General features: G+C 71.4%; 19 protein-coding genes. 16 read left to right on the top strand and 3 right to left on the bottom strand.

Features of this window, described 5'->3' with window-relative positions; translation table 11 throughout:
- Positions 1–90: 90 nt before the first annotated feature.
- From KLK06_RS23450 to rpe, 16 genes are all read left to right on the top strand, one after another.
- A complete protein-coding gene (locus KLK06_RS23450) occupies positions 91–1,068 on the top strand; it encodes a dihydroorotate dehydrogenase (RefSeq protein WP_308168405.1) in 978 nt (325 codons plus the stop codon).
- Positions 1,065–1,763: an orotidine-5'-phosphate decarboxylase gene (pyrF, locus tag KLK06_RS23445; RefSeq protein WP_214637713.1), complete on the top strand. Its 699-nt coding sequence runs from the start codon at positions 1,065–1,067 to the stop codon at positions 1,761–1,763. Before KLK06_RS23450 ends, pyrF begins: the two co-directional genes overlap by 4 nt.
- 1,073 nt (positions 1,764–2,836) lie before the next feature.
- Entirely contained in the window at positions 2,837–3,160 is a 324-nt protein-coding gene (mihF, locus tag KLK06_RS23440; protein WP_214637712.1) for an integration host factor, actinobacterial type, read from the top strand.
- A gap of 139 nt (positions 3,161–3,299) precedes the next feature.
- A complete protein-coding gene (gmk, locus tag KLK06_RS23435) occupies positions 3,300–3,872 on the top strand; it encodes a guanylate kinase (protein ID WP_250905957.1) in 573 nt (190 codons plus the stop codon).
- A gap of 5 nt (positions 3,873–3,877) precedes the next feature.
- Complete coding sequence (rpoZ, locus tag KLK06_RS23430) at positions 3,878–4,147, top strand: DNA-directed RNA polymerase subunit omega (RefSeq protein WP_214637710.1); 270 nt, start codon at positions 3,878–3,880, stop codon at positions 4,145–4,147.
- A gap of 8 nt (positions 4,148–4,155) precedes the next feature.
- A complete protein-coding gene (coaBC, locus tag KLK06_RS23425; protein WP_214637709.1) occupies positions 4,156–5,373 on the top strand; it encodes a bifunctional phosphopantothenoylcysteine decarboxylase/phosphopantothenate--cysteine ligase CoaBC in 1,218 nt (405 codons plus the stop codon).
- Positions 5,374–5,399: 26 nt separating this feature from the next.
- On the top strand, positions 5,400–5,768 hold the full coding sequence (locus tag KLK06_RS23420) for a hypothetical protein (protein ID WP_214637708.1): 369 nt from the start codon (positions 5,400–5,402) through the stop codon (positions 5,766–5,768).
- Between the two features lie 118 nt (positions 5,769–5,886).
- Positions 5,887–7,074: a methionine adenosyltransferase gene (metK, locus tag KLK06_RS23415; RefSeq protein WP_214637707.1), complete on the top strand. Its 1,188-nt coding sequence runs from the start codon at positions 5,887–5,889 to the stop codon at positions 7,072–7,074.
- 137 nt (positions 7,075–7,211) lie between these two features.
- A complete protein-coding gene (locus KLK06_RS23410; protein WP_214637706.1) occupies positions 7,212–9,491 on the top strand; it encodes a LuxR C-terminal-related transcriptional regulator in 2,280 nt (759 codons plus the stop codon).
- Between the two features lie 99 nt (positions 9,492–9,590).
- Entirely contained in the window at positions 9,591–12,176 is a 2,586-nt protein-coding gene (locus KLK06_RS23405) for a primosomal protein N' (protein ID WP_214637705.1), read from the top strand.
- A gap of 49 nt (positions 12,177–12,225) precedes the next feature.
- On the top strand, positions 12,226–13,731 hold the full coding sequence (locus KLK06_RS23400) for a hypothetical protein (protein WP_214637704.1): 1,506 nt from the start codon (positions 12,226–12,228) through the stop codon (positions 13,729–13,731).
- 38 nt (positions 13,732–13,769) lie between these two features.
- A complete protein-coding gene (locus KLK06_RS23395) occupies positions 13,770–15,095 on the top strand; it encodes a hypothetical protein (protein WP_214637703.1) in 1,326 nt (441 codons plus the stop codon).
- A 36-nt stretch (positions 15,096–15,131) separates the two neighbouring features.
- The gene (def, locus tag KLK06_RS23390) at positions 15,132–15,680 is read left to right on the top strand and encodes a peptide deformylase (protein WP_214637702.1); all 549 of its coding nucleotides are present in this window, start codon (positions 15,132–15,134) and stop codon (positions 15,678–15,680) included.
- A gap of 2 nt (positions 15,681–15,682) precedes the next feature.
- Positions 15,683–16,612 (top strand): methionyl-tRNA formyltransferase, encoded by a 930-nt coding sequence (gene fmt / locus KLK06_RS23385; RefSeq protein WP_214637701.1) that lies wholly within the window; start codon positions 15,683–15,685, stop codon positions 16,610–16,612.
- Between the two features lie 8 nt (positions 16,613–16,620).
- Entirely contained in the window at positions 16,621–18,324 is a 1,704-nt protein-coding gene (locus KLK06_RS60055; RefSeq protein WP_250905881.1) for an RsmB/NOP family class I SAM-dependent RNA methyltransferase, read from the top strand.
- Positions 18,325–18,516: 192 nt separating this feature from the next.
- Complete coding sequence (gene rpe, locus KLK06_RS23370; protein ID WP_214637700.1) at positions 18,517–19,185, top strand: ribulose-phosphate 3-epimerase; 669 nt, start codon at positions 18,517–18,519, stop codon at positions 19,183–19,185.
- 302 nt (positions 19,186–19,487) lie between these two features.
- On the opposite strand, the gene KLK06_RS23365 is transcribed toward rpe, so the two are convergent.
- Genes KLK06_RS23365 through KLK06_RS23355 form a run of 3 tightly spaced genes read right to left on the bottom strand, consistent with a single transcriptional unit; the run spans position 19,488 to position 22,509 of the window.
- A complete protein-coding gene (locus KLK06_RS23365) occupies positions 19,488–20,519 on the bottom strand; it encodes an ABC transporter ATP-binding protein (protein WP_214637699.1) in 1,032 nt (343 codons plus the stop codon).
- The gene (locus KLK06_RS23360) at positions 20,516–21,529 is read right to left on the bottom strand and encodes an ABC transporter ATP-binding protein (protein ID WP_214637698.1); all 1,014 of its coding nucleotides are present in this window, start codon (positions 21,527–21,529) and stop codon (positions 20,516–20,518) included. Before KLK06_RS23360 ends, KLK06_RS23365 begins: the two co-directional genes overlap by 4 nt.
- On the bottom strand, positions 21,529–22,509 hold the full coding sequence (locus KLK06_RS23355) for an ABC transporter permease (RefSeq protein ID WP_214637697.1): 981 nt from the start codon (positions 22,507–22,509) through the stop codon (positions 21,529–21,531). The genes KLK06_RS23360 and KLK06_RS23355 overlap by 1 nt, the downstream gene beginning before the upstream one ends.
- Between the last annotated feature and the right edge of the window lie 48 nt (positions 22,510–22,557).

Below are 22,557 nucleotides of genomic sequence, written 5' to 3'. Positions count from 1 at the left end.
CGAAGGACCTCCGCTCCTTACGGCGCTCTCGTTTGCGGTGGCGCGGTCACTCCTCTCCGGTGGCTGTTCTCTCTGCGGCGGTGACCTGACGTGTCGGTAGATATGCGGACCTTCCTGGCGCACGTCGAGCTGGCCAACCCCATCACCACCGCCGCCGGCTGCGCCGCCTCGGGCCGCGAGCTGGCCCAGTTCTTCGACCTCCACCGCCTGGGCGCCCTGACCACCAGTTCGATCACCATGGCCCCGCGCGCCGGCCGCCCCACCCCCCGGATGGCCGAGACCCCCTCAGGCATGCTCAACGCCGTCGGCCTCCAGGGCCCCGGCATCGACGCCTTCCTCGAACGCGAGCTGCCCTGGCTGGCCCAGCGCGGCATCAGGACCATCGTGTCGATCGGCGGCGGCACCATGGCCGAGTACTCGGCGCTGGCCCGCAGGCTGGCCGACGCGCCCGGCGTCACGGCGCTGGAGGTGAACCTGTCCTGCCCGAACATCGAGGACCGCGGCCGGGTCTTCGCCCGCGAGGGCAGCGCCGCCGCCGAGGTGATCGCGTCGGTGCGGTCCATCATGCGGTACGACGTGCCGGTGGTCGCCAAGCTCGCCCCCGACGTGGCCGACATCGTGTCGGTCGCCCGAGCCTGCGTCGACGCCGGAGCCGACGCGCTGTCCATGATCAACAACCCGCTCGGCATGGCCATCGACACCGAGGCGCTGCGCCCCTCGCTCGCGGCCGTGACCGGCGGGCTGTCGGGACCGGCCATCCTGCCCCTAGCTGTACGGTGCGTGTGGCAGGTGCACGCCGCCCTGCCCGGGGTGCCGTTGATCGGCGTCGGCGGCGTGACGACCGGCAGGGATGCCTTCCAGCTCATCCTGGCGGGCGCCTGCGCGGTCGGAGTGGGGACGGCGCTGTTCCATGACCCCTACGCGTGCCTGCGCATCGAGCGAGAGCTTGAGGACCTGCTGAGGGCACGCGGCTTCCAGCGCCTGGCCGACGCGGTCGGCCTGGCCCACCGTCCGCCGGGGAGCGCCCCCCGGCACCTGCTCGTCGACTCCGAGGAGAGCTCCCCTTGACGCCCGCACCCATTGCCGTCGCCCTCGACGCCCCCGACCTGGAGACCGCCGCCAGATGGGCCGCCCTGGTGACACCGCACGTCACCACGGTGAAGATCGGGCTGGAGCTCTATCTGCGCTACGGCCCCGACGTGATCGCCTCGGTCCGCGGCGCGAGCGGCGTACAGGTCTTCCTGGACCTGAAGCTGCACGACATCCCCAACACGGTCGCCGGCGCGGCCAAGGCGGTCTCCCGCCTGCGCCCGGCCATCCTCACGGTCCACGCGGCGGGCGGCCCCGCGATGATCCGCGCGGCCGTCGAGGCGGCTCCGGACACCCAGATCGCGGCGGTCACCGTTCTCACGTCGCTGTCGGAGGCCGACCTGAGCCGCATCGGGCTCGCGGGCCCCGCCTCGGACGCGGTCCGCCGCCTGGCCGCCCTGTCGGTCGAGGCGGGGGCCACCGCCCTGGTGTGCTCGCCGCACGAGGTCGTAGACCTACGGTCGGAGGTGGGGCCGGGGATCACGCTCATCACACCCGGCGTACGTCCGGTCGGGGCCGACACCCAGGACCAGGCGCGGGTCGCGACGCCCGAGCAGGCGCTGGCGGACGGCGCCGACCTCCTGGTCATCGGCCGCCCGATCACCGCCTCCCCGGACCCGGGCGCCACGGCGGCCGCCATCGCGTCCTCCTTGCGCCGCACGATCCCCTCCTGAGGGGCCCATGGGGCCGCTCGTGAACGGTCCTTCTCCATAGGGGTCCGGACATGAGGGGCGTTCGTGAGGGCGAGGACCCGTTCGTGAGGGCTCGCCCGGAGGGTGAGGGCGCGTCTGTGAGGGCGGGGGCCTGCTCGTGAGGGGCCGCCCGGAAGGTGAGGGCCCGCCCGTGAGGGTGAGGGTCTGTTCGTGAAGGCCCGCCCGTGAGGATGAGGGCCCGTTGGTGAGGGCGGGCGCGTATCCGTGGGGCCGGTCCGAGGGCGTGAGAGGACTGCCCACGCGCGGTCGTGTGAGGCTCGGACCCCGGGCAAGCCGGGGAGCCGCTCCCGTCCGTGGTGCGCGTTCAGCCCCGCGCAAGGCCGCCTGGACGTCGTGCGCCTATGGCCAGACGCGCCGCCCTCTGGCGGGCCGACCGGCGCGTGTGGCTCGGGTCACCGTTGGGGCAGGGGTGCCGGGCTGGCCGGACGTCGTGCGGTGGTGCCCTGTGCGCCACCGCAGGGCTGGCGGGTACGGCTCGAGCCCACGGCGACGCGGGCCCGCGTAGGGCGGTTCGGACGACTCGGCCCCCCGTACGGCGAGCCGAGGAGGCTCTGGCCCGCGTACGGCAAGCGGAGACGACTTTGGCTCAGCGGGTGCCACCCGTTTCATGGCGGGCCGCCCCCGTGGACACGCGTCACGGCGGGTGGCCGTGTACGCACGGTGAGCGCCTCTCCGGAGGGATGGCGGTGCCCGGGGATGCCTCACACCGACCGTACACGATCGTGAAAACACTCCCGCAGCGCGCGCGGACGCCCACCTCGGACGGGGTTTCGGACCCGATCCCGCGCACGTTTCGGACACCTCTCCCTGACGGGTAGGTGATCATCATCGTACCCCGGCCGCGCTTCCTGTGTGTAAGGAAGAAGCGGGAAGTGAAGGCGATTTGATCAGCAGTCTGTAGTTTTCCAGACACAGAGAGTGATGAAGTGGATTTTGTGAGGAGAGAAACTGGGTTTGACGTTGCTTAGGGGGCGATGACCAGCTAGTTTCCCTTCCCGTCCGAGTACATCGACAGAAATTCGAGGTGACCCGGCGTGGCTCTTCCTCCCCTGACCCCTGAGCAGCGCGCCGCAGCCCTGCAGAAGGCTGCCAAGGCCCGTAAAGAGCGTGCCGAGGTCAAGAACCGGCTCAAGCATGGCGCGGTTTCTCTGGCTGAGGTGCTCAAGGATGGGCAGACCGACGACGTCATCGGCAAGATGAAGGTGTCGGCCTTGTTGGAATCGCTCCCAGGCGTGGGCAAAGTCCGCGCCAAGCAGCTCATGGAGCGACTTGCCATTGCCGAGTCCCGCCGCGTGCGGGGTCTCGGTGCGAACCAGAGGGCCTCCCTCGAGCGCGAGTTCGGTGGCAACGAGAGCTAATCTCGGTTCCACACGAAAGCGCAGGTTCAATGGGGGGTAGGAAGTGACCGACCGGTCCAGGTCTGGCAGTGTTTGGGCCCATGAGGCAGTTGGATCTGGAACGAGGGTCGGCGACTTCCTCCCCTCGAGCGAGCGGCGCCTGACGGTCCTGTCGGGACCGTCGGGCGTCGGTAAGTCAACGGTCGTCGCCGAGATTCGGCGGGCACACCCTGAGGTGTGGCTGTCGGTCTCGGTGACAACCAGAAGACCCCGGCCCGGCGAGGTGCACGGGATCCACTACTTCTTCGTCGACGGCGAGGAGTTCGACCGGCTCGTGGAGTCGGGTGAGCTGCTCGAGTGGGCGGAGTTCGCGGGCAACAGGTACGGCACGCCGCGCGCGGCCGTGCTCGACCGGCTCGCCGCGGGCGTGCCCACGCTGCTCGAGATCGACCTGGAAGGCGCCAGGCAGGTACGCCGGAGCATGCCGGAGGCCCTCCTGGTCTTCCTGGCCCCGCCCACCTGGGAGGAGCTGGAGAAGCGGCTCCGAGGCCGCGGCACCGAGCCGGAGGACGTCATCGCCCGCCGGCTGGAGGCCGGGCACGTCGAGATGGCGGCCGAGAAGGAGTTCGATCTCACCCTGGTGAACACGAGTGTCAAAGAGGTGTGCCGTCGGCTGATAGCCTTGATGACTGACCCTCAGGGGGTCATCAAAACCACCAACCGAGAGGTCTGACAATCGTGGCAGGAATTGCCCCGGTCGCAGAGGGCATCACCAACCCGCCGATCGACGCGCTGCTCGACATCGTCGACAGCAAGTATTCCCTGGTGATCATGGGTGCCAAGCGCGCCCGCCAGATCAACGCCTACTACTCTCAGCTCGGCGAGGGCCTGCTCGAATACGTCGGGCCGCTGGTCGAGACGCACGCGCAGGAGAAGCCGCTGTCCATCGCGCTGCGCGAGGTCGCCGAGGGCCTGCTCAACGCCGAGCCCATCGAAGGCGCGGTCTGACCCGTTAAATGAAGGTCGTCCTGGGCGTCAGCGGGGGCATCGCCGCGTACAAGGCGTGTGAGTTGTTGCGCCTGTTCACCGAGTCCGGGCACGAGGTGCGGGTCGTCCCGACCCGCGACGCCCTGCGATTCGTGGGCGAGCCCACCTGGGCGGCGCTGTCCGGCAACCCGGTGACGACCGATGTGTGGGACGACGTTCACGAGGTGCCCCACGTGCGGATCGGCCAGCGGGCCGACCTCGTCGTGGTGGCGCCCGCGACCGCCGACGTGCTCGCCAAGGCCGCCCACGGCCTGGCGGGCGACCTGCTCACCAACACGCTGCTGACCGCGCGCTGCCCGGTGGTGTTCGCGCCCGCGATGCACACCGAGATGTGGCAGCACCCCGCCACCCGCGCCAACGTCTCGACACTGCGCGAGCGGGGCTCCGTGGTGATCGATCCCGCGGTCGGGCGTCTCACCGGCGCCGACAGCGGGCCCGGGCGCCTGCCCGATCCCGCCGAGATCTTCCAAGTCTGCCTGCGCGTACTGGCCGGGCGCCCGCGCGACCTGGCCGGCCGACATGTCGTCGTCTCCGCCGGCGGCACCCGCGAAGCCATCGATCCGGTCCGCTACCTGGGCAACCGGTCCTCCGGGCTGCAGGGCTACGCCCTGGCCCGCACGGCCGTCGCCCGCGGGGCCCACGTGACCCTGGTGGCGGCCAACGTGTCGCTGCCCGATCCGGCCGGGGCCGACGTGGTGCGGGTGGAGTCGGCGGCCGAGCTGCGTGAGGCGGTGCTGGCCGCCTCTAACGCCGCGGACGTGGTGGTGATGGCGGCGGCCGTGGCCGACTTCCGGCCCGCCGCCCGGCACGACTCCAAGATCAAGAAGTCCGACGGCGAGCCCGACCCCCTCTATCTGGTGAAAAATCCGGACATCCTGGCTGAGCTGGGGGAGCGCCGACGCGCCGGTGGGCCAAAGCCCGAGGTGATCGTCGGGTTCGCGGCCGAGACCGACGACGTACTCGCCAACGGACAGGCCAAGCTCGCCCGCAAGGGCTGCGACCTGCTCGTCGTCAACCAGGTGGGCCCCCACCTGGCCTTCGGCACGCCCGACAACGCCGCGACCGTGCTCGTCGCGGGCGGCGAGCCGGTGGAGATCCCGCGCGGTCCCAAGGACGACGTCGCCGACGCCGTCTGGGACCAAGTCTCCAACCGGTTGCGGCATCCCCGAACGCCTGCCGATACTTAGGCAAAGGGGACAAAAGGGGGCGGGGAATGCCGGTGAGTTCCGCTGTCAGGGATCGCTGCAGGACGTTGCTCGGCGCACAGGGGGAGATCCGCTACGTCTTCCCCGCGCTGTCCTTAGGGCCGCAGGGCACGGCCAATTTCCTGATCGTGGTCACCGACAAGGCCATCTCCGTCCTCGCCACCAGGATGCTCAGGAGTGACCGCCCGGTCGCGGTCCACGCGACGTTCCCGCGCCACACGAGGCTCGGGCCGATCATGCAGGCCTCCTTGCCGGTGATCGAGCTGGGCGTGATGGCCTTCGAGTTCGAGGAGGAGTACGCCGCCGTGGTGGCCGCGGCCGACGCGGAGATCTTCGCGCCGGAGACGCTGCCCCCCGATCCCCTGCCCGATCTTTGACGGGCCGTTTCGCGACATGCCGGTGGGTAGGGCTAGACTTCGGCGAGGCACTGGCCGGGGTGTACAGTCGCCGGAGCCCGCACGTCCGTCAGCAGCCGCTGCATGAGGAGCCACTGAGTTGTCACGTCGCCTGTTCACATCCGAGTCGGTCACCGAAGGCCACCCGGACAAGATCGCCGACCAGATCAGTGACGCGATTCTCGACACCATGCTCAAGGACGACCCCAAGAGCCGGGTCGCCGTCGAGACGATGATCACTACCGGCCAGGTCCATGTCGCAGGCGAGGTCACGACCGAGACCTACGTCGACATCCCCGGCGTCATCCGGGAGAAGATCCTGGAAATCGGCTACGACGCCTCCCACAAGGGCTTCGACGGCGCCTCCTGTGGCGTGTCGGTGTCCATCGGAGCGCAGTCGCCCGACATCGCCCAGGGCGTCGACGACGCCTACGAGCACCGCGTCGACGGTGACATCGACGAGCTCGACCGTCAGGGCGCGGGCGACCAGGGCCTGATGTTCGGCTACGCGTGCCGCGAGACGCCGGAGCTGATGCCGCTGCCGATCATGCTCGCGCACCGGCTGGCCCAGCGCCTGTCCGAGGTGCGCAAGTCCGGCACCGTCCCTTACCTGCGTCCCGACGGCAAGACCCAGGTCACCATCGAGTACGACGGCGACCAGCCGGTCCGTCTCGACACCGTGGTCGTCTCGACGCAGCACGCGGCCGAGATCGACCTCAAGGAGATGCTGACGCCCGACATCAAGGAGCACGTGGTCGACCCCGTGCTCGCGGGCCTCGACATCGACATCGAGGGCTACCGCCTGCTGGTCAACCCGACCGGCCGCTTCGAGATCGGCGGCCCGATGGGCGACGCCGGCCTCACCGGTCGCAAGATCATCATCGACACCTACGGCGGCATGGCCCGCCACGGTGGCGGCGCGTTCTCCGGCAAGGACCCGTCCAAGGTCGACCGCTCGGCCGCCTACGCCATGCGCTGGGTCGCCAAGAACGTCGTGGCCGCCGGGCTCGCCGACCGCTGCGAGGTCCAGGTCGCGTACGCCATCGGCAAGGCTCAGCCGGTCGGTCTGTTCGTCGAGTGCTTCGGCACCGAGAAGCTGCCGGTCGAGAAGATCCAGGCCGCTGTGCTCCAGGTGTTCGACCTGCGCCCGGCCGCGATCATCCGCGACCTCGACCTGCTGCGCCCGATCTACTCGGAGACCGCCGCCTACGGGCACTTCGGCCGTGAGGGCTTCTCCTGGGAGTCGACCGACCGCGCCGAGGCGCTGAGGTCCGCCGCCGGTCTGTGACGCGATTCCGCTAGATGCCGCATCCCCGGTTGTGGGGTGCGGCATCTGCGCGTTCACGGCAGGGGCCGTCCTCGGAGGCGAACCAGGGAGCACGTAACGTGGTTCTCTTGGATCTTCCGGAAACTGAGGAATGGATCATGCCATGGCGTGCCACGCCGACCAGCTTCGTGGGTCGCCGTCAGGAGGTCGCGGACGTCCGGCGGATGCTGCAGCGCAGCCGCCTCGTCAGCGTCACCGGCATCGCCGGGGTGGGCAAGACCCGGGTGGCCATCCGGGCGGCGCAGCTCATGCGGCGGGCCTTCACCGACGGCATCGAGTTCGTCGAGCTGTCCGGGCACACCGACCCCGAATCCCTCGAACAGATCATCGCCCAGACCCTGGACGTCACGGGTGACCTGACCGCGCACCTGTCGCGCCGCCGCCGGCTCCTGGTGCTCGACGGCTGCGAACACCTGGCCGACGCGTGCTCCGGCCTCGTACGGTCGCTGCTGCGCGCCGCCCCCGGCCTGCACGTGCTGGCCACGAGCAGGCAGGCGCTGCGCGTCCCCGGTGGGCAGGCGGTCATCGTCCGGCCGCTGGCCGTACCAGGTGGAGAGTCGGCGCCCGCCGACGTGGCGCGCGTCGAGTCGGTGTCGCTTCTCCTGGACCGGATCGCGGCCGTCGATCCCGGCTTCGAGATCACTGAGCGGAACGCGGCGGCCGTCGCCGAGGTCTGCCGCCGCCTGGAAGGCATCCCGCTGGCCATCGAGCTGGTGGCGGTCCGTGCGCGGCAACTGCCCGTGGACGAACTGCTGACGCTGCCGGACGCGGGTGCTGGGCACTCGACCATGCAGGCGGTGATCGCGTGGAGCCACGAGCTCTGCTCGCCCGAGGAACGCCTGCTGTGGGAGCGGCTGATCGTGTTCGCGGGGACCTTCGAGCGGTCGGCGGTCGAGGCCGTCTGCTCCGGCGACGCGCTGCCCGCCGCACGGGTGCACCCCACGCTGGCGGCGCTGGTCGAGAAGTCGATCGTGACCAGGGAGCGGGAGGAGGGGCGCACGGCGTACCGCATGCCCGACAGCGTGCGCGAGTTCGCCGCCGCCCGCCTGGAGGGCACCGGCGAGCAGGAACGGCTACGGACACGCCACCGCGAGCACTACTACGCCGTCGCCGAGACAGTCGGCGCCGAGTGGTCGGGCGGCGACTGGGCCGGGGAGATCGGCGCCAAGAAGGCGGGCAGTGACCGGGCGAAGGGAGCGGGCGGCGATCGGGCTGTGGAGGTCGTCCGGGTCAGGGCCGACTGGGCGAACCTGCGGGCCGCGTTTGAGTCCTTCGCCGCCGACCCGGCCACTCGCGAGCGCGGGCTGAGGATGGGACTGCGGCTGGGCTACCTGTGGGCGTTCGGCGGGTCGGCTCGATACGGCCGGCGCTACATGACGCGCCTGCTGCCCATCACCGCGTGCCCGGATTCGGTACGGCTCCGCGCCCTGCTGCAGGTCGCCCAGCTGGCGGCGGGTGAGGGCGACCTGACCGCGGCGCGCAAGGCACTCGACGAGGCCGAGGCGCCGGCGGCTCGTGTGGGCGGCGACCGCCACATGACCAAGATGCGCGGCACGGTCAGCCTCTGCGAGGGCGATCTGGCAGCGGCCGAACGCCACCTGACCGAGAGCATCAACGGCCTGTCGCCCGAGGACGGCGTCCACCTGGTCAACGCCACCGTCGAACTGGGCATCACGCTCATGCTCGCCGGCCGTACCGGCGAGGCGGACGAGGTCCTCACCCGAGCCCGCGCGCTCTGCCGGAGAGCAGGCGACGGCGCCACCGCCGCCTGGACGGAGCTCGCGCTCGCCCTGGTCCGGCGGGCGGCCGGCCAGTACGCGGAGGCGGACGCCCTGGCCACGGCGGCGCTGCGGGCGCAGGTGTCGCCGCACATCACGTTCGGGCGGGCGCTCTGCGTCGAGGTCCTCGGCAGGCTCGCCGCCGACCAGGGGCGGCCCGCGCGCGCCGTACGGCTGCTGAGCGCGGTGCAACGGTTGTGGGGGTACGAGGTGAACCCGCTGCTCGGCGCGCCGATCCTCGCCGTCGAACGCGACCCCGACCAGCGGGAACTACGCGAGACCCTCGGCCGCCAGTACGGCAAGGCCGTCGCGGAAGGCCGCGCCATGTCGGCCGAGCAGGTGATCGCCGAGGCGCTGTCCGCGGGCGGCACCCCTCCGGTCGCGGTCGTGCCGTTCTGGTCGCCACTCACCCCGCGCGAGGCGGACGTCGCCGAACTGGTCGCCGACGGGCTGACCAACCGGCTGATCGCGCAGCGGCTGCTCGTCGCCCGGCGCACAGTGGACTCTCACATGGAGAACATTTTCGCCAAACTCGGATTCTCCGGACGGGGTCAGGTCGCCGCGTGGGTGATCGGGCGGCGACAGCAGGGGCATGGCTGAGCCTGAGGGCCTCCTAGGGACTCGATCGCGGCTTGCGGAGCCACTGGTCCCAGAGGTACACGGGCGTTGCCTACGGGCTGGGTCTGGTAGACGTAATGCGTGACCGACTCCGATGCCCTCCTGCCGCTCGACGCCGTGCGGAGGGTAGAGCCGTCGAAGCCCGCCAAGGGAGCACCGGTCCCCGCTCCTTCGCGGCCGGTGGCCCGGGTGGCGGTCGACAACCCGCTGCCGCACCTCGACCGGCCGTTCGACTACCTGGTGCCGGCGTCGATGCACGAGACGGCCGAGCCGGGGGTACGGGTGCGGGTGCGGTTCGCGGGGCAGTTGGTGGACGGGTTCGTGCTCGAACGGGTCGAAGAGAGCGACCACACGGGCAAGCTCACCGCCCTTGAACGGGTCGTGTCGGGAGAGCGGGTGCTGACCGGGGAGATCGCGGGCCTGGCCAGGGCGGTCGCCGACCGCTACGCGGGCACGCTCGCCGACGTCCTCCGCCTGGCCATCCCACCCCGCCACGCCAGAGCCGAAGCGAGCACCCCGAAGCCCGCCAGCACGCCTGCGAATTCGCCGGCCCAGCGCAGCGGGCTGGTCACCGATGCGCCTGGAGGCGCTCCGGACAGCGGGCACGGTCTCCCGGCCGTGGAAAGTGGGCCTCGGAGTGCGGGGGTCGAGGTCGGGAACGGCTCTGATCGTGCGTCCGCCGGACCCTGGGACGACTACCCGATGGGGCCGTCGTTTCTCGACGCGCTCCGGAACGGCAGAGCGCCCAGGGCCGTCTGGTCGGCGCTGCCAGGGGCCAAGGGGTGGGTCGGGGCGGTGGCCGAGGCGGTGCGGGCGACGCTCGACGGTGGGCGGGGAGCGGTCGTCGTGGTGCCCGACGGCAAGGACGTGGCGCTGGCCGACGCCGAGCTGACCCGGGTGCTCGGCGACGGGATGCACGTTGCGCTCACCGCCGACCTCGGTCCGGCGGAACGCTACCGGCGTTGGTTGCGCGTCCTGAGAGGGCAGGTACGGGCGGTCGTGGGGACCCGGGCCGCCATGTTCGCCCCCGTGGCCGCGCTCGGCCTGGTGGCCATCTGGGACGACGGAGACGACCTTCACGCCGAACGGCTGGCCCCTTACCCGCACGCCCGCGAGGTCCTCGCCCTGAGAGCCCACCGTACGGGCGCGGCCATGCTGATCGGTGGCTACACGCGTACCGCCGAGGCCACGCAGCTCATCGCCAGCCGCTGGGCCAGGCCGATCGTCGCCGCCCGCGCCACGATCAGAAGCCTCGCCCCCCGCGTACATCCCGCCGGAGAGGACGCCGAACTCGCCAAGGACCAGGCCGCACGGCAGGCGAGGCTGCCCAGCCTGGCCTGGCGGGCGCTGCGTCAGGGGCTGGAGTCCGGTCCGGTGCTGGTCCAGGTGCCCCGGCGCGGCTACCTGCCCGCACTGGCCTGCCAGAACTGCCGCGCCCCCGCCCGCTGCGCGCTCCCGCCCACCCGCCTCAGCAGCCCCACCGCTCCCGGCGCCCAGGCGAACGACTCGCACGCGGCGGTGACGACGGCCGGCCGTAGGTCGGCCGGAGGGACGAAAAACGGACACGGAGGAACGAGGCGCGCAGCGGCGAAGGACGCGGGTGGACCGGCCGCGGGATCGGGTTCTGGCGGTGGATCCGCGGAAGGGCTGTGGCTCGGCAATGCGCTGACCGATGTGCCGGGGATCAGCGACAGGTCGGCCGAAAGGCCGGGGTCAAGCGGCGGGTCGCGCGAGGCGCCGGGGTCCGGTGACCGTCCGGGCGAAGGGCCGAGGTCCGGTGACCGATCGGCCGACCGGCCGGGGGCGCGTGACAGGCCGGGCGAAGGGCCGGGATCCGATCGCGGACCGGTTGAGAGGGTCGGCGAGCCCGCCTCCGTGAGCGAGGGGGCGCAGAGCCCGTCTTGTCATGGCCCGCTCGCCCTCCGAGGCGGTCACACCGCCCCCTACTGCCGCTGGTGCGGCCGCGTGGACGCCGGTTGGCGGTGCCCGAACTGTGGTGGCCGCCGGCTCCGTGCCGTCGTCGTGGGCGCCCGCCGTACCGCCGAGGAGCTGGGGAGGGCGTTCCCGTCGGTCCCGGTGCGCACGTCCGGCCGCGACGGCGTTCTCGCCACCGTGCCCGCCACCCGCGCCCTGGTCGTCGCCACGCCCGGCGCCGAGCCGGTGGCCGAGGGCGGCTACGCGGCGGCCGTGCTCCTCGACGGATGGGCGCTGCTCGGCCGGGCCGACCTGCGGGCCGCCGAGGAGGCGCTGCGCCGCTGGACGAACGCCGCCGCCCTGCTCCGGCCCGGCGCCGAGGTGGTGGTGCTCGGTGACGCCGGGCTGCCGGTCGTACAGGCGCTGCTGCGCTGGGACCCGATCACCCACGCCGAGCGCGAGCTGGCCGAACGCGCCGAGCTGGGCTTCCCGCCCGCGGTACGGATGGCCACGCTCACGGGTACGGCCGCCGCGGTCCGGCAGATGCTCGACGAGACGCGCCTGCCGGACGGCGCGCAGGTGCTCGGCCCCGTGCCGGTGGACGAGTCGGGCAGGGAACGCGCCATGATCCGCGTTCCGCGCGGCGGCGGCGCGGCGCTGGCCGCCGCGCTCAAAGGGGCCAGCGGGGTACGCGCGGCGCGTAAGGCACCTGATGTCGTCCGGGTGAGTGTTGACCCCCTAGACCTGATTTAGGCAGTTTCCCCGATTCGCTCATCTGTAAGCCAGCCATTAGCGTGCCCCTGTGTCGATCGAATGGGTGAACCAGGCCATCGACGACCTCCGTGCCTGGGGGCGTGCGCGGGGCGTCGTGGTGGACGCGGACGAGGTCCGCTTGCTCTGCGACTACGCCAGCGACTATCTCAACGTCAACGAACTGGGCGACTTCACTCCCGCGACCTTCGACGAGCTGCTGCTGTCCATCTACCCCCGCAAGGTCATCGCGCCGCCCGAGAGCGCGCAGGAGACCGTCGCCGCCGCCCGTACCCTCGTCGACTACCTGCAACAGTCCGGCGCGGTCGACACGGAGACCGCGGCGGCGATGCGTGAGGAGCTCGCCGGCATCGAGCCGAAGATGCCCGAGGCGCTCGCCGACACGGCCAACTTCGGCATGGCCAAGAGCCTGTTCAGCTCCATCGGCCCCGAGTCGCTGGAGCAGTCGGTCGCCATCCCCTCGGGCGAGCTGCCCGACCTGGGAGAGGCGCCCTGCGACTGCCCGGGGTGCGCCCCGCTGCCCGCCGTACGGCTGGCGGAGCCCGGCACGCTCGTGGCCGAGCTGGCGACCGTGCCGCTCCTGGCCGGGGCGGACGCCGGACCGTACGAAGAGCTGCGAGAAGAGCTGTGGCGCGACGTCGGTGACGATCCGCTCCAGACGTGGGCCGAGATCGTCGCCCATGTCGTCGAACGCGACACGCGCGGCACGATCACCGGCTCGGCCGAGCTCGACGAGGAGCTCTACGACCTGTTCGACATGCTCTACCGGCTGCGGGCGCCCGTGCCCGTCACCGTGATCGGCGACTACCTGGAGGAGGTCGCCGACGCGGGCGGCGCCGATCTGGGCGCGGTGCTCGACCGGCTGGCCTGGTGCGGGATGGTCGTGGTCGAGGGCGACACCGCCGGGCTCACGCCGCTGACGGTGTGGGGCCTACGCGAACACTACCTGGCGCTCGGACTCGACGCCCCGCAGGCCGCCGACCTGGCCGAGGCCGACGCGACCGGGCTGATCGAGGGGCTGCTCGACGGCATGCCCACCGAGCTGGCCGAAGAGGACATCAGCCGCTGGCTGGCCGGGCGCACCCCGATCACGGCGGCGGCCGAGCTGCTCGCCGCCGCGTCCGGCGCCCCGGCCGTGGCGCGCGGCATCGCGGTGACCATCGTCGACCGGCTCGGCGCCGAGGCGGAGCCCGAGGTGCGGGCCTGCCTGGAGGACCAGGAGCTGCGCCCGCACGCCATCCACTGGCTGACCGCCAGAGGGCTGGCCGCCCCGCAGCTCAGCCAGGAGGAGCTGCTGTGGGTCAGCATCGACATGCTGGCCCTGGCCCTGCCCGCGGCCGAAGAGGACCCCGAGATCTTCGCCGAGAACATGGCCGCCTCCGGCCCGCCCGCCCACCTCATCGAAGAGATGTGGCGGGTGGACCACCCGGACGTCGTGGACGTGCTGGAGCTGCTCGGACGCTCGCTGCCCGACGGCACGGTGGCCAAGGCCGCGCGCAAGGCCGCCTTCAAAGCGCGCTCCCGAGCCATCCGTTGAGTACGTTCATGTGACTCGTGTGCAGTAAGTTTCGTGGGGTGGCAAACAATGTCTTCGACCTCGCCGAGCTGCGGAAGCTGATCGATGAGCAGGCCGCCGTGCCCCCACGGCCACCTGAGGAGACTCCCGTGGTGGAGCAAGAGGCGCTGACCTTCCCGCCCGTCCTGCTGGCTTCCGATGCCGAGCTGGCCGAGATCGTCCCCACGGTGCCGCTCGTCGCCGACGCGATGCGGCTCATGAGCTGGACCGGCACCCGCGAGGTCACCCCGGAAGGGCTGCCGGCCGAGGCCGACGCCCGCGCCGCCGCCGCCGGGCTCGGCATCGACGACGCCCGGCTGCGCCTGGTCTGGATCGTCGCCGTCAACACCGGGCTGCTCCAGATCGCCGGCGGCCGAGCCTCGCGCGGGCCGCTGCCGGAGCGGCTCACGACCGAGGCCACGCTGGAGTTCTGGGACGGCGTGGTCATGGACGTGCTCGACCGCGCCGACGACGGGCTGACCGGCTCGGCCGTCGTCGACGAGCACCTGGCCGAGATGCTGGCCACTGTCTACTCCGTACGTTCGGGCGTCGCGATCGCCAACCTCGCCAGGGGCATCCTGCAGTCGCACGAGGTCGCCTGCGAGCCGGGCGCCGTCGAGATGCGCAGGCTCGCCGCCTCGCTGCCCGCCGAGCTGCTCGACGCGCTGTCGCTGCTGGCCTACTGCGGCCTGGTCGAGCAGACCGCGGCCGGGCGCACCGCGCTCACCCCGCTCGGTGTCTGGGCCATCCGCAGGGACCTGCTGCGCGAGGGGCACGACGCGCCGACGACGGCCGAGGTCGAGGTGTTCGCCGACCTGTCCGCCGCCGAGCTCGTCGAGGCCCTCGTCAAGGGCTCCGCCACGCAGAGCGCCGTCGCCGGCTGGCTGGAGCGCCGTCCGCCCGCCCAGGCCGCGCACGACCTCATCAAGATCGCGGCGGAGGGCACGGCGGGGCAGCGCGGCGCCGTCGGCGCCATCCTCGAGGAGCTGGGGCCCGAGGCCGAGGCCCCCGTCCGCGAGGCGCTCGGCCTGCCCCTGATGCGCCGCTACGCCGCGTCCTGGCTGCACATCCGCGACCTCGACGCCCCCACGCTCAGCACCGCTGACCACACCTGGATCGCGGTCGACTCGCTGGCCGCCCTCATGCACCTGTCCGCCCCCGCCGCGGGCCGCCTGGACACGCCCGAACCGGGCGAGGACCTCATCCGGCTCGTCACCGCGATGCCCGCCGTAGGCCACCCCGACACGATCGCGGTGCTCGACATGCTCGCCACCGCCCACGACGACAAGGCCGTCGTCAAGGCAGCCCGCAAAGCCGCGATGAAAGCCCGATCGCTGGCGCACTAAACTGGGCTGACCCACTGACGAAACGGAGTGACCCCCTTGGCGATCCAGTCGATCCGCCTGTTCGGAGACCCGGTGCTGACCACCGCGGCGGCGCCGGTCGTCGACTTCGACAAGGAGCTCCGCAAGCTGGTCAAAGACCTCACCGACACGATGATGGACGCCCCCGGTGCCGGGCTGGCGGCCCCGCAGATCGGTGTCGGGCTGCGGGTGTTCACCTACTACGTCGACGAGCAGCTCGGCCACCTGATCAACCCCGATCTCGACCTCTCCGCCGACATCGACGAGGAGGGCGAGGAGGGCTGCCTGTCCTTCCCCGGCCTGTCGTTCCCGACGCCGCGGGCCATCCGCGCCGTCGCCAAGGGCTTCGACATGTACGGCGAGCCGGTCACGCTGGAGGGCACCGACCTGATGGCCCGCTGCTTCCAGCACGAGACCGACCACCTCGACGGCATCCTGTTCATCGACCGGATGGACTCCAAACAGCGCAAGCTGGCGATGAAGGCCGTCCGCGAGGCGGAGTGGAGCGGCCTGTCCGTTCCCGCGGTCAAGTTCTCCCCGCACATCACGGGCGGGAGGGCACTCTGACGATGCGCCTGGTCTTCGCGGGCACGCCCGAGACGGCGCTGCCGTCACTGCGCACACTGATCGACTCGCCACGGCACGAGGTGGTCGCGGTCGTCACCCGGCCCGACGCCCAGTCGGGGCGCGGTCGCAAGCTGCATCCGTCGCCGGTCGCCGAGCTGGCCGAGGAGGCGGGCATCGAGGTGCTGCGCCCGGTCAAGGCCGGCGACCCCGAGTTCCTCGACCGGCTGCGCGGGCTGGAGCCCGACTGCTGCCCCGTGGTCGCCTACGGGGCGCTGCTGCCGCAGTCCGCGCTCGACGTGCCGCGGCTCGGCTGGATCAACCTGCACTTCTCGATCCTGCCCGCCTGGCGGGGCGCCGCGCCCGTCCAGCACGCGATCCTGCACGGTGACGAGATCACCGGCGCCTCGACGTTCCAGATCGTCAAGGAGCTCGACGCCGGCGACGTCTACGGCGTCGTCACCGAGGAGATCCGGCCCGACGACACCAGCGGCACCCTGCTCGAACGGCTGTCGTTCTCGGGCGCCGAGCTGCTGTCGGCCACGCTCGACGGAGTGGCCGACGGCAAGCTGGAGGCCCGTCCCCAGCCGGCCGACGGGATCAGCGTCGCACCCAAGATCAACGTGACCGACGCCCGGGTCGACTGGTCCGCGCCCGCCATGCGCGTCGACCGCCTCATCCGCGCATGCACGCCCAACCCGGGCGCCTGGAGCGAGTTCCGCGGCCACCGGCTGAAGCTCGGCCCGATCCGGATCGTCCCCTCGGCCGAGCCGCTCGCCCCCGGCGCCTTCGCCGTCACCAAGAACACCGTGCTGGTCGGCACCGCGACCCATCCGGTCGAGCTGGGCGAGCTCCAGCCGCAGGGGAAGCGGCTGATGAGCGCGGGGGAGTGGGCGCGCGGTGTGCGTCCTGAGAGCGACGACAGGTTCGAGTGATAAACGACATGGGACAAGGCCCGCGCCGCCGCAACGAGGGAACGCCGACCGGGCAGAGCGGTGGCCGGGCCGGTCAGGGCGGTGCCCGGGGTGGTCAGGGCGGTGGCCGGGGACAGGCGCGTGGCCGGTCGCGGGGGCCGGCGCGTGATCAGGCGCGCAATGCCGCCTTCGATGTCATGCGGGCCGTCGACGAGCGAGACTCGTACGCCAACCTGCTGATGCCTCGACTCCTGCGAGAACGCGGTGTGAAGGGGCGTGACGCGGCGCTGGCGACCGAGCTGGCCTACGGGACGCTGCGCGGGCTCGGGACGTACGACGCGATCATCGAGATGTGCGTCGACCGGGCGCCCGATCCCGACGTGCGTGACGCTCTGCGGCTCGGTGCCCATCAACTGCTCAAGATGCGCGTCCCACCGCACGCCGCCGTCGGCACCACGGTCGATCTCGTACGGCTGCGCATCGGGGCGGGTGCCGCCAAGTTCGCCAACGCCGTGCTGCGCAAGATCGGGTCGCGGACCATCGAAGAGTGGATCCCGATCGTGGCCCCCGACGAGGCCCGCGACCCGGCTGGGCACCTCTCCGTCGCCTACAGCCATCCGCGGTGGATCGTGAGCGCGTTCCGTGACGCTCTGGGTGGCCGGGCCGGTGAGGTGGCCGACCTGCTCGCCGCCGACAACGAACGGCCGTTGGTGACGCTGGTCGCCAGGCCCGGCCGCAGCTCGGTCGAGGAGCTGACGGAGAGCGGCGCCGACCCCGGCCGCTACTCGCCGTACGCCGCCTACCTGACGGAAGGCGACCCGGGCAGGATCCCGGCGGTCGCCGAGACCCGCGCCGCCGTCCAGGACGAGGCGAGCCAGCTCGTGGCGCTCGCCCTGACGCGCGTGCCGCTCGACGGCCGGGACAAGCTGTGGCTCGACATGTGCGCCGGACCGGGTGGCAAGGCCGGCCTCCTCGACGCCATAGCCACCTACGGCGACCTCGCGGCTTCCGGCGGCCACGACTTCTCCGATTATGGCGACCGTGATGCCGCCGGCAACATCCCCGCTTCCGGCGATCGTGCGGGCTCCGGCGATCGTGCGGGCTCCGACGATGGTGCGGGCTTGGACGATGGTGCGGGTTTCAGCGGTGCAGGCTCGGGCGACGATGCCGGGTCCAGCGCCGGGGCGGGCTCAGGCGATCGGCCGGGTTCCCGTGGTCGGGCGGTGGCTTATCCGGGTGGGGCGCGGTTGCTGGCTGCTGATGTGCAGTATCACCGGGCGCGGCTGGTTTGGCAGACCACCCGGGATGCCGCCGTGGTCACCGCTGACGGGACCGAGCCTGCCTGGCGGCCGGGGACGTTCGACCGGATCATGCTCGACGCGCCCTGCACCGGGCTGGGAGCGTTGCGCCGTCGCCCCGAAGCGCGGTGGCGTCGCGATCCCGGGGGCATCGCCGAGCTGGGCCGGTTGCAGCGGCGCCTGCTCGACGCCGCGCTCGACGCGGTACGGCCCGGCGGAGTCGTCGCGTACGTCACCTGCTCGCCGCACCTCGCCGAGACCCGGGTCGTCGTCGGTGACGTCGCCGGTCGGCGCGGTGACGTGGAGGAGCTCGACGCGCGCGACTACCTGCCGGAGATCGACGGGCTGGGTGACGGTCCGTACGCCCAGTTCTGGCCGCACCGTCATGGCACCGACGCGATGTTCCTCGCTCTTCTGCGCAAACGTCCGCTCTGAGGTACCTCGACCAGTCCTGGCCCTTCTGTGCAAGCGGCCTCTGAGGTGCCTCAACCGATCTTGGTCCTTCTGCGCAAGCGCCGCTCTGAGGCGGCTCAATCAGAGAGGCCAGAGAGAGCTGCGGCGTTCGTCAGGCTCGGGATCGGGGTGCGGGCGACTCAGGTGGGCGCCGTTCAATAGACTCGGAGCATCATGGCCCTACAGATCTCTCCCAGCATCCTCGCCGCCGACTTCGCCAGGCTCGCCGACGAAGCCGCAGCCGTCCCCAACGCCGACTGGCTGCACGTGGATGTCATGGACAACCACTTCGTGCCCAACCTGACCCTCGGGCTGCCCGTGGTCGAGTCGCTGCGCAAGGCGACCTCGACGCCGCTCGACTGCCACCTCATGATCGAGGATCCCGACCGCTGGGCCCCGCCCTATGCCGAGGCGGGCGCGGGTAGCGTCACGATCCACGCGGAGGCGGCGAAGTCCCCGGTGCGGACGCTGCGCGAGATCCGTTCGCTGGGCGCCAGGGCGGGTCTTGCGCTCAATCCGGCGACGGCGATCGAGCCCTACGAGGGCCTGCTGGGTGAGATCGACATGCTGCTCCTGATGACGGTCGAGCCGGGCTTCGGGGGGCAGAAGTTCCTCGACATGGTGCTGCCCAAGATCCGCCGGGCGCGTGCCCTGATCGAGCGGCACGGTGGCCAGATCTGGCTCCAGGTGGACGGCGGTGTGGACGCGGACACCATCGAACGCTGCGTGGTGGCGGGCGCGGACGTCTTCGTGGCGGGCAGCGCCGTCTATGGCGCCTCCGACCCGGCGGCAGCGGTCGAGGCCCTCCGGTCCCAGGCCGAACGGGCTGCCGGCGGGTCGTAGCGGCGCCCGGCCACCATCCGGTCAGAGGCCGTCTTCCTGGAGGCCCTCAGCCCCGGTCGGTGGGTGGCGGGTTGCCCATGCTTGCCGTACAAGAGAAAAAGCTTGTGAAAGACGTACGGCCCGCAGCAGGAGTGCGGCGGGCCGGTGCGAGGAACGCTGGTGAGAGATGTACGGCCCGCAGCGGGAGTAAGGCGGGCCGGAACGAGAAACGCTGGTGAAAGACAAGACGTACGGCCCGCCGTGAGAGTGCGGCGGGCCGTTACGAGAAAACGCTGGTGAAAAATACGACGCACGGCCCGCGGTCACGCCAGCGCCGGGTCCAGCACTACGTCTTCGCCTTGAGTGGTTGGGGCCTCGGGGAAGTGGCAGGCGGTCAGGTGGCCCTCGTGGTTGCCGGACAGCCGCGTCAGCGGCGGCTCCTCCACCGCGCACTTCTCCTGCGCCTTCCAGCACCTCGTACGGAAGCGGCACCCCGACGGCGGGTTGAGCGGCGACGGGACGTCCCCCGCCAGCCGGATGCGCTGCCGCGCGGGCCCCTCCACCTCCGCTTCCGGCACCGCCGACAGCAGCGCGTGCGTGTACGGATGGCGCGGCCGCTCGTACAGCGAGTCCCGGTCCGCGATCTCGACGATCTTCCCCAGGTACATGACCGCGACCCGCTGCGAGAAGTGCCTGACCACCGCCAGGTCGTGCGCGATGAACAGGAACGCGATCCCCATGTCCCGCTGCAACTGCTGCAGCAGGTTGATCACCTGAGCCTGGATCGAGACGTCCAGCGCGGACACCGGCTCGTCGGCGACGATCAGCCGCGGCTCCAGGGCCAGCGCGCGGGCCACGCCGATGCGCTGCCGCTGGCCGCCGGAGAACTCGTGCGGGAAGCGGTTGTAGTGCTCAGGGTTCAGGCCGACGATCTCCAGCAGCTCCCTGGCCCGGGCCTCCCGGCCGCCGGCCGGGTTGATGCCGTTGATGTCCATCGGGCCGCGGATGATCGAGCCGACGGTGTGCCGGGGGTTCAGCGACGAGTACGGGTCCTGGAAGACCATCTGGATCTCGGGCCTGATCGGCTTGAGCTCGCGGCGGCCCGCGTGGGTGATGTCGTGGCCGTCGTAGGTGATGCTGCCGCCGGTCGGCTCCAGCAGGCGGGCCGCCAGCCGGCCGGTCGTCGACTTGCCGCAGCCCGATTCGCCGACCAGGCCGAGCGTTTCGCCCGCGTGTACGGTCAGGTCGATGCCGTCCACCGCGTGCACCACGCCGACCTGGTGCTTGACCAGGAAGCCGCCTCTGACGGGGAAGTGCTTGACCACCCCGGACAGCTCCAGCAGCTTCTCCGTCACTTCGTCTCCTCAACAGGTCGTTCGCGTAGCTCCGCCTTCTGCTTGAGCGTCAGGTAGCAGGCGTCGCCGTGGCCGTGTTCCGGCGACAGCTCGGGCCGGTCACCGGCGCACACCTCCTTGCCCAGCAGCTTCAGGTAGTCGCAGCGCGGGTGGAACGGGCAGCCGGACGGCAGGTGGATCAGGCTGGGCGGGGTGCCGCGCACCGGCGCCAGCGGCAGGTCCACCGGGCGCCGCAGGCTGGGCATGGAGCCCAGCAGGCCCCACGTGTACGGATGGCGCGGCTCACGCAGCACCTCGTGCGTCGTGCCCCGTTCCACGGCCCGCCCCGCGTACATGACCAGCACGTTGTGCGCGGTGTTGGCCACCACGCCCAGGTCGTGGGTGATCAGGACGATCGCCGTGCCCGACTGCTCCTGCAGCTCGCTCAGCAGGTCGAGGATCTGTGCCTGTACGGTGACATCGAGCGCGGTGGTCGGCTCGTCGGCGATGAGCAGTCCGGGGTCGCAGACCAGCGCCATGGCGATCATCGCGCGCTGGCGCATGCCCCCCGAGAACTGGTGCGGATAGTCGTCGACGCGGAGCTTGGGCTGCGGGATGCCGACCCGGTCCAGCATCTCGATCGCCCGGTCCCGCGCGGACGACCGCGAGACGCCCTTGTGCTTGCGGTACACCTCGGCGATCTGCGCGCCGATCGTGTGGAACGGCGACAGCGACGTCAGCGGGTCCTGGAAGATCATCGCGATTCGGTCGCCGCGCAGCTTCTCCATCGAGGACCTGGACGCGCCGATCAGTTCCTGGCCGTCGAAGGCGATGCTGCCGGAGATCTTCGCCGTCTCCGGGTTGTGCAGGCCGAGCACGGCCAGGTTCGTCACCGACTTGCCCGAGCCCGACTCTCCCACGATGCCGAGCGTGGTCCCGCGCTCCACCTGGAACGAGAGCCGGTCGACCGCGTGGACCACGCCGTCCTCGGTGTGGAAGTCGACGGTGAGCTCGTTGACCTCAAGAAACATCAGCTCAGCCTCACGCGGGGATCGATGACGGCGTACAGGGCGTCGACGACGATGTTCATCCCCACGATCGCGCCCGCCGCGACCAGGACGGTGGCCATCAGGGTGGGCAGGTCGGAGTAGTCGACCGCGCGGACCGACAGGCGGCCGATCCCCTGCAGCCCGAACGTGGTCTCGGTGATGATCGCGCCGCCGATGAGCTGGCCCAGGTCCACGCCGAAGATGGTGATGATCGGGGTCAGCGTGCCGCGCAGCGCGAAGCGCATCACCACGCTCCTGCCGGACATGCCCTTGGCCCTGGCGGTCCGGACGTAGTCCTCGCTGAGGTTCTCCACCATCGTGGAGCGGGTCATCCTGGTGTAGTTGGCGGTGAAGATGATCGCCAGCACGATCCAGGGCAGCAGCAGCCCGTTGAACCAGCCGACCGGATCCTCGGTGATCGGGATGTACTTGGGCTGCGGGAAGATGTGCGCCTGATAGACGAAGAAGTACATGGCCAGCGTGCCGACGAAGTAGATCTGCATCGACGCGCCGACCAGCGACGAGATGCTGGCGATCTTGTCGAGCGCCTTGCCCTGGCGCAGCGCGGCGATGATGCCGGTGGCCACCCCGAACGTCAGGAAGATGACCGAAGCGCCGATCGTCAGCGCGATGGTGACGGGCAGCCGGTCGATGATGGTCTCGAAGACCGGGGCCCGGTTGACGAAGGAGTAGCCGAGGCAGGGCGCGGGACAGTTGCCGAGGCCCGGGTAGTCCCGGCCGACGAAGATCCCCCCGAGCCACGACACGAACTGCACCGCGACCGGATGGTCGAGGCCCAGGTTGTGCCTGGCCTGCGCCAGGGTCTCTGGCGGGCAGACCTTGCCGCACGCGAGCCGCGCCGGATCGGCGGGGATCACGAAGAACAGGAAGAAGGTCACCCCCGAGATGATCACGAGGATGACCGCGGCGCCGATGACGCGACGGGTCAGGAATCGAAGCACGAGATCTCCAAAAGGGTGCTCCGGGCGCCGTGGCGGCGCCCGGAGCAG

This window comes from Nonomuraea sp. NEAU-A123 (assembly GCF_018603905.1).
Classification (GTDB): Bacteria; Actinomycetota; Actinomycetes; order Streptosporangiales; family Streptosporangiaceae; genus Nonomuraea.
Note: the sequence above shows the minus strand (reverse complement) of the source record. Positions and strands in the feature narration are given on the sequence as shown.

Bases quoted from the DNA above. Each gene is read 5' to 3' on its own strand.
- KLK06_RS23410 (WP_214637706.1), top strand. From the start codon at position 7,212: ATGCCATGGCGTGCCACGCCGACCAGCTTCGTGGGTCGCCGTCAGGAG.
- KLK06_RS60055 (WP_250905881.1), top strand. From the start codon at position 16,621: ATGGGACAAGGCCCGCGCCGCCGCAACGAGGGAACGCCGACCGGGCAG.
- coaBC (WP_214637709.1), top strand. From the start codon at position 4,156: ATGAAGGTCGTCCTGGGCGTCAGCGGGGGCATCGCCGCGTACAAGGCG.
- KLK06_RS23360 (WP_214637698.1), bottom strand. From the start codon at position 21,529: ATGTTTCTTGAGGTCAACGAGCTCACCGTCGACTTCCACACCGAGGAC.
- rpe (WP_214637700.1), top strand. From the start codon at position 18,517: ATGGCCCTACAGATCTCTCCCAGCATCCTCGCCGCCGACTTCGCCAGG.
- KLK06_RS23420 (WP_214637708.1), top strand. From the start codon at position 5,400: ATGCCGGTGAGTTCCGCTGTCAGGGATCGCTGCAGGACGTTGCTCGGC.
- fmt (WP_214637701.1), top strand. From the start codon at position 15,683: ATGCGCCTGGTCTTCGCGGGCACGCCCGAGACGGCGCTGCCGTCACTG.